Below are 6,389 nucleotides of genomic sequence, written 5' to 3' on the forward strand. Positions count from 1 at the left end.
GCCCAGCTGACTGGGTGCGACGGCCAAAGCGGCTGCGCGCTTTGGCGGCAACGTTCAATTAGAAATTGAAGTCTTTCTGCAAGCTCAGGAACACGCCACGACGCGGACCAAACTGCGGCGCGCCCACACCGATGCCGGTGCCGCTGCGCAACTCGTAGGTGCGATCCAGCGCATTGATCAGCGCCAGCTGCGTGTGGAACTTGCCGGTGCTGTCAAAGGTGAAGTCGTGCGACACGCTCAAATTGAGCTGGAAGTAGTACGGCAGCGACAAGCCATTGGGCGTCAGGCCGTCCTCACGCAAACCGCTGCCAAACAGGTAGTCGGCGCCGACCTTGGTGGTGTCGTTGATGGCGTAGTTGATGCCGCCCGACGAGGTCAGTTTCTGGTCGTGGTCGAGATGGATGAAGTTGTCCGCGATATAGGCCAGGTCATCCGGATTGAAGTTGTACTGGCCGGTGATCACATCCTTGCCCATGGCACGGCTATAGGCAAAGTTGAAGTACGCCGTGATCGGTCCGTTGTCGTAGTTGACCGTGAGCTCGGTGCCGCGGATGCGCCCGTAGCGGTAGTTGAACGTCGAGTACACCAGGGCGGTACCGAACTGCCCTTCATCCTGCAGGCGGCTGACATCGCGGTAGTACGCATCCAGACCCACCGTCCAGTTCGAACCGATGTTCTGCTGCACACCCAGGTCGTAATAGTTGGAGCGCTCGGCCAGCGGCGTGTTGTTGCCGTAGTTCTGCACGGCGTTGGTGGTATTGGCGAACGCATTGATATCCTCGTTGGAAATCAGCTCGTTCGCGGGCGGCGTGAAATAACGCGAGTAGCCGGCATGCACGGTCGTGCTGTCGGTGGCCTGCCACACCACGCCGATGCGCGGACTAAGTTGGCTTTCGGTACGGAAAGCCTGGTACTGGTCGCCACGCAAGCCGTAGTTCAGCGTCCACTTGTCGCTGATGTTCCACTCGTCCTGCACATAGGCGGCCCAGGTTCGGGCGGTAATCTTGTCGCCGGTGAAGATATTGAACGGCACCGTGCTGGCCTGGCTGCCGTCCGGGTTGGCCGGGAACACCAACGAGTTCGTGTTGGTGGTGGCCTGATCGAAGTTGCCGTACAGGCCGTAACGCAGCGTATGGCTGCCACCCCACGGCATCGAGAAGTCGGCCTGCAACGTGCTGGCACGATCGCTCTGGTTGATGGCAGCGGCCACGCCATTGAACATCAGGTCGCCGATTTCGTCGGGCATGTACTGCAACCCGCTGAAGCGCTGGCCGAGCGACACCTGATACGCCGTATCGCCGAACTTGCCCTGCAACGAGAGCACGCCAAAGCGCGTCTGCTCGTTCTGGCGGTCGTTGAGGTCGGCAGAGTTGAAATTGACGGTATCCAGATAGCCGAACTGCGGCTCCTGGTTGGGGTTGTTGGGAATCTGGAAGCGGCTGTTGCTCGCGCCGAATATGAAGCTGATGCGCGTGTCGTTGTCGATCAGGTAGCTGATGTCACCAAAGGCCTTCACCTGGTTGGTGTGATCGTGGATCGGCGTACGGCTCGGCGTCGGATTCTCGATGCCGACGTCGCTCTCCATGTAGTTGGCGGTCAGGAACCAGCTCCAGCGATCGTTGCTGCCCCACAGCGAAGCATTGGGATTGACCGTGCCGAACGAGCCACCGGTGATGCCCACGCTGCCGCCATTGCCCAGCGACGAACCCGCCTTGGTGGTGATATCGACGACGGCGGCGGTGCGCTCACCGTACTGCGCCGGCAGGGCGCCATCGAGCAGGGTCACGCTCTGGATGGTGCGGGCATCCAGCACCTGGCCGAAACCGGAAATCGATTCGGGCAGCATCACGCCATTGATGCGGTACTGCAGGTTGGCGYGGTCTCCGCGTACATGCAGGCCACCGTAGGAATCCTGGACCACGCCCGGCGCCTGCAGGATCACCTGGTTCAACGGCGTCGAGTCGCCAAGCGGCAGCGCCTGGATGGCCTTCTGGTCGATCACGTACTGGCTGCTGCCGGTGTCCGGCGACAGCGAATTGCGCGCCTGGTCGAGCGCTGCGCTCACGTCGATCGTGCCCAGTTGCTTCACCTTGCCAGCAGGCTGGTTGCGCGTGACACCCGTGGAGCCCACGTCGCTGCCATCGGTGGGCGTGGGCGCGTTGACGGTGCTGGTATCTGGGGTCGAGCTGGTCTGGGCGTAGGCGGCGGGGAAGGCGCCAAAGGCAACGGCAAGACTCACGGCAAGCAGGCTACGTTTCATTGGGTGTCCGGGAAGGGGGCGGTCGTTGTTATTTTCGATACGTTATAACATTGCCATTCTAGACCAGACCCCGCCTGCCCCAGAAGTCATGCTTGGTCGGGCAAGTTCCTGCGTTCAGGTCCGGCCCGGTCCCGGGGCTCAGCGGGTTTTCACGCGCGCGGCCTAGACTGGGGCGTCGCGCGGCATCCGCCGCCCTGCCGAGCCCGGTCCATGTCCCCGTCTTCTAACCAGCTACCGGCCGTCATCGCCGACCATGGCCGCGTGACCCAGGCCATCCTGGATTTCGTGAGCCAGATTCCCGATAGCCAGGTGCCCGGCGCCCGCGATCCCGAGAAGGAAGCCCGCCGCCTCGCCACCCGCGCGCAGCAACGCGCCGGCCTTACCGCCGGCTCGCTGGCCCTGCCGCCAGGCCCGCTGGGCTGGCTCACCGTGCTGCCGGAAGTCGTGGCGATCTGGAAGATCCAGGCGCAGATGGTCAGCGACATCGCGGCCGCCTATGGCCAGCACTCGGAGCTGGGCCGCGAGCAGATGCTGTGGTGCCTGTTCCGGCACACGGCCGCGCAGGCGTTCCGCGACCTGGTGGTGCGCGTCGGCGATCGACTGCTGTTTCGTCGCGTCACCACCTCGCTGATCGAGCGCGTGGCCAAGACCGTCGGCATCAAGGTGACCCAGCGCGCCGTAGGGAGTGGCCTCTCGCGCTGGATCCCGGTGGTCGGTGCGGTAGGCGTGGGCAGTTACGCGTATTACGACACCGGACAGGTGGCGCGCACCGCCATCGCCATGTTCAGCACGCCATTCGAGACGCAGGCCACTGACGCCGACGCCGCTTCCGCGGACACCACGGCGCCGGCGGGATGACGTCGCCAGTGCTTTGGGGCAAGCTCGCGCCCTGGTTGCGTCACGCAGGAGCCCACGCATGAATACTCAGCACGAGCGCCCGGTGGCCCTGATCACCGGCGCGGGCAAACGCGTCGGCGCCGTGATTGCCCGGACTCTGCATGCGGCAGGCTACGATCTGGCGCTGCACTACCGCCACTCGGCCGCCGACGCCGAATTGCTGGCCGCCTCGCTGGAACGGCAGCGCAGCAACAGCACGTGCATCGTGCAAGCGGAACTGGCCGATCTCGGTGCATTGCCGGGCGTGGTGCAGCGCGCACTCGATCGCTTCGGACGTCTGGATGCGCTGGTCAACAATGCGTCGGCGTTCTATCCCACGCCGGTGGGTACGGCGACACCGGCRCAGTGGAACGAACTGTTTGCCTCCAACGCGCAGGCGCCGTTCTTCCTCGCCCAGGCGGCCACGCCTGCCCTGCGCGCCGCACGCGGCGCCATCGTCAATCTCGTGGACATCTACGCGGAACGCCCGCTCGCCAACCATCCGGTCTATTGCATGGCGAAAGCAGCGCTGGAAGCGATGACGCGTTCGCTCGCCCTTGATCTGGGCCCCGATGTGCGCGTCAACGGCGTGGCGCCAGGCGCCGTGATGTGGCCGAGTGATGGCAAGGCCTACGACGACCAGCAGGCCATGCTCGCGCGCACGCCACTGCAGCGAGCCGGCTCGCCCGAGGACGTCGCCGGCGCAGTGCTATGGCTGCTGCGCGACGCGCCGTTCGTGACGGGCCAGATCATCCGCGTGGATGGCGGACGCACGCTTTCCGTGTGAGCAAGAAAAAGGGCGCCGCAGCGCCCTTTCCTTTCATGCATCGACTCAGACGATTTACTTCTTCTTGGGCCTGAAGGCCTGCTCGAGCATCGCCTGGTCAAAGCCGTAACCCACTTCGCCCTCTTCGGCGTAGCGATACAGCGCAGCGGCGTAGATGCCTTGCAGCGAGGCCTGGACCAGGCCGAGCATGGTCAGGCCCACCACCACGATCACGATGGCCGCAATGATGGCCGTGATCGACTGCGTGGCAAAGGCGCCGCCGACGAGCAGCGCGGCCACCAGGATGGCGACGAACATCAACAGGCCGAACACCACGCCGATGCCGGCGTTGCCGATGATGTTTTCGCCCCAGGTGCGCTTGAGCAATTCCACGCTGCGCGAGATCGCTTCGGTCGGACCCACGTCCTGGCTGGCCAGCACCGGCACGACCAGGAAGGTCGCCACGGTCCAGGCCAGACCAAGGAAGCCGGCGACCAGGCGACCGATCAAACCGAGGCGCTCCTGCAAGGCACGCAGCACCAGACCCACGGTGGCGGCGATCAGTGCATAGCCGAAGATGTTGACGATGCGCGAGCGTGCCACTGCCATGCCCTCGCCAAAACTGGTGGGCTCACCGCGCAAGCGGGCCAATGCAGCGCCGGCCAGTGCGGTGTTGAAGAAGATGATCACGAAGTACTGCACGAGGTAGAACAGAAACAACAGCACATAGCCGCCGACGGTCATGCGATGACCTTGCTCGACAGCTGCGCCGGACGCCATCAGTGCAACGATGATCGGCACCAGGAAGCTGGCTGCCACGAGCAGGCAGCAGATGCTGGAGGCCAGCGGGAACATCAACAGCGACTTGTCCGAACGCAACACTTCCGCACTGGCCTTCATCAGGCTCCAGCTGCGCGAAAAACGACCTGCCATATCCCTACCCCCATTCCATGTTAGGTGGAAAGGTTTCTAGCATTAGTTGTGTCGCCGGGACAGTGCTGGCGCCGCTGGTGTCAGGCAGATGTCAGGCCGGGCCGGCGTGTTACCAGGAGCGGCGCTTGGGTCGGAACACCACGCGCTCATCGAATGCCTCGCACAGCAGGCTCAGCACGCCGCCGGCCGCAATGATGGCGAGCAACAGCACCAACAGCCAGGAATCGTAGAAGAAGCGATGCGCCTTGAAGCCCAGCCACGCCGCCGCCGCGCACGTCACGATGACGAGTACCAGCGGCGTACCGTAACTCACGACGGCATCGCAGCCGGAACAACTGCGGATGCCGTGCGCGGCCGCGCTCTGGCAATGCGGACAGATCACATAGCGGATCGATGCAACATCTTTGCGCGGGTTCGACATGCTTCCCTGCTGACTCTGCTTGCGTTCACTGCATGCCGGTATGGCGGATGGAACGGCAAAACGGCGCCCGCGAAACGCGCAACGCCAATGGGCCGACTTGAAGGCCACAGCGTATTTCACGGGAAATTTGCAGGAAATCGGACGAGTCCGAAAAGCCATCGCCAGCAAAGGAACGAGGCGCGCGGATTGGTCACCGCAAGTCGCGCACGCGAGCGCTTAAAGCGGCTCGACCACCAGCGGTTCGCTATCGGCGGGAAACGACGACCACAGCGCGGCCATGGTCTGGCCGGTCAGCGGATGCTTGAGCTGCGGCGCAATATCGGCGATGGGCTTGAGCACGAAGGCGTGGCGCAGCTCTTTGCGCGGGATATCCAGATGACCTTCGCCCTGCCGCACCAGGTCGTCGTACAAGACGATGTCGACATCGAGCGTGCGGTCGGAATAGCGCGGCACGTCACGACGGCGACCATGACGGTCTTCCAGCGCGTGCAACCAGTCGTTGAGCGCTTCGGGAGAAAGATCCGTGTCCAGCCCCACGGCCAGATTCACGAAATCCGCGCCATCAAAACCCACCGACTTGCTGCGGTAGGCGGGCGACACCGAGAGCGCGCCGAAGCGCGCGCGCAGCTCGTCGATGGCGGCACGGAGATAATGCGCGGGTTCGAGGTTGGAACCCAGGCTCAGATAGACGCGTGCCATCAGATCAGCGCGTCACTGCGGTCGCGTACCGCGTTCGATGCGCACGCCCACCGACTTGGCGCCGCGCACGGCGCCAGGCTTGGAGAGCTTCAACCGCACCCACGACACGCCGAACTCTTCGCGAATGATGGCGGCGCATTTTTCCGCCAGCGTCTCCACCAAGCCGAAGCTGGACGCGCCGACATAATCGATCAGGCGCTTGGACACGTCCTTGTAATTGAGCGTAAGCGCGATGTCGTCGCTGGCGGCAGGCACGGTGTTGTCGAACGCCATTTCGATGTCGAACGACAGCGTCTGCCGCACGCGGCGCTCCCAGTCGTAGATGCCGATGACGGCATCGATGCGCAGGTCTTCGATGAAAACGATATCCATGCGGGTAGGGTAGCGATCTCTCTGTGGGAGCGCACCCTGTGCGCGACTGCGGCGTATCGTCG

7 protein-coding genes are annotated in these 6,389 nt (G+C 63.9%); 2 read left to right on the forward strand and 5 right to left on the reverse strand.

Going from position 1 to position 6,389, the window contains the following annotated elements:
* Positions 1 to 58: 58 nt before the first annotated feature.
* The gene (locus AC1DMG_RS18520; protein WP_477180878.1) at positions 59 to 2,260 is read right to left on the reverse strand and encodes a TonB-dependent receptor; all 2,202 of its coding nucleotides are present in this window, start codon (positions 2,258 to 2,260) and stop codon (positions 59 to 61) included.
* A gap of 210 nt (positions 2,261 to 2,470) precedes the next feature.
* Here AC1DMG_RS18520 and AC1DMG_RS18525 point away from each other — a divergent pair, with 210 nt between their 5' ends.
* A complete protein-coding gene (locus tag AC1DMG_RS18525) occupies positions 2,471 to 3,118 on the forward strand; it encodes a hypothetical protein (RefSeq protein ID WP_441605208.1) in 648 nt (215 codons plus the stop codon).
* A gap of 58 nt (positions 3,119 to 3,176) precedes the next feature.
* Positions 3,177 to 3,923: a pteridine reductase gene (locus AC1DMG_RS18530; RefSeq protein WP_441605207.1), complete on the forward strand. Its 747-nt coding sequence runs from the start codon at positions 3,177 to 3,179 to the stop codon at positions 3,921 to 3,923.
* 54 nt (positions 3,924 to 3,977) lie between these two features.
* Here the strand turns inward: AC1DMG_RS18530 and AC1DMG_RS18535 are convergent, their stop codons facing one another.
* The 4 genes from AC1DMG_RS18535 to folB all read right to left on the reverse strand — a co-directional run bounded on the left by AC1DMG_RS18535 (position 3,978) and on the right by folB (position 6,327).
* Positions 3,978 to 4,835: a DUF6159 family protein gene (locus AC1DMG_RS18535; protein WP_441605206.1), complete on the reverse strand. Its 858-nt coding sequence runs from the start codon at positions 4,833 to 4,835 to the stop codon at positions 3,978 to 3,980.
* A 109-nt stretch (positions 4,836 to 4,944) separates the two neighbouring features.
* Positions 4,945 to 5,256, reverse strand: a complete 312-nt coding sequence (locus tag AC1DMG_RS18540; protein WP_441605205.1) for a hypothetical protein — start codon at positions 5,254 to 5,256, stop codon at positions 4,945 to 4,947.
* A 216-nt stretch (positions 5,257 to 5,472) separates the two neighbouring features.
* On the reverse strand, positions 5,473 to 5,955 hold the full coding sequence (gene folK, locus AC1DMG_RS18545; RefSeq protein WP_441605204.1) for a 2-amino-4-hydroxy-6-hydroxymethyldihydropteridine diphosphokinase: 483 nt from the start codon (positions 5,953 to 5,955) through the stop codon (positions 5,473 to 5,475).
* Between the two features lie 12 nt (positions 5,956 to 5,967).
* On the reverse strand, positions 5,968 to 6,327 hold the full coding sequence (folB, locus tag AC1DMG_RS18550) for a dihydroneopterin aldolase (protein ID WP_046972384.1): 360 nt from the start codon (positions 6,325 to 6,327) through the stop codon (positions 5,968 to 5,970).
* Between the last annotated feature and the right edge of the window lie 62 nt (positions 6,328 to 6,389).

This window comes from Dyella sp. 01N36 (genome assembly GCF_056399745.1).

Bases quoted from the DNA above. Each gene is read 5' to 3' on its own strand.
- AC1DMG_RS18525 (WP_441605208.1), top strand. From the start codon at position 2,471: ATGTCCCCGTCTTCTAACCAGCTACCGGCCGTCATCGCCGACCATGGC.
- AC1DMG_RS18535 (WP_441605206.1), bottom strand. From the start codon at position 4,835: ATGGCAGGTCGTTTTTCGCGCAGCTGGAGCCTGATGAAGGCCAGTGCG.
- AC1DMG_RS18540 (WP_441605205.1), bottom strand. From the start codon at position 5,256: ATGTCGAACCCGCGCAAAGATGTTGCATCGATCCGCTATGTGATCTGT.
- folK (WP_441605204.1), bottom strand. From the start codon at position 5,955: ATGGCACGCGTCTATCTGAGCCTGGGTTCCAACCTCGAACCCGCGCAT.
- folB (WP_046972384.1), bottom strand. From the start codon at position 6,327: ATGGATATCGTTTTCATCGAAGACCTGCGCATCGATGCCGTCATCGGC.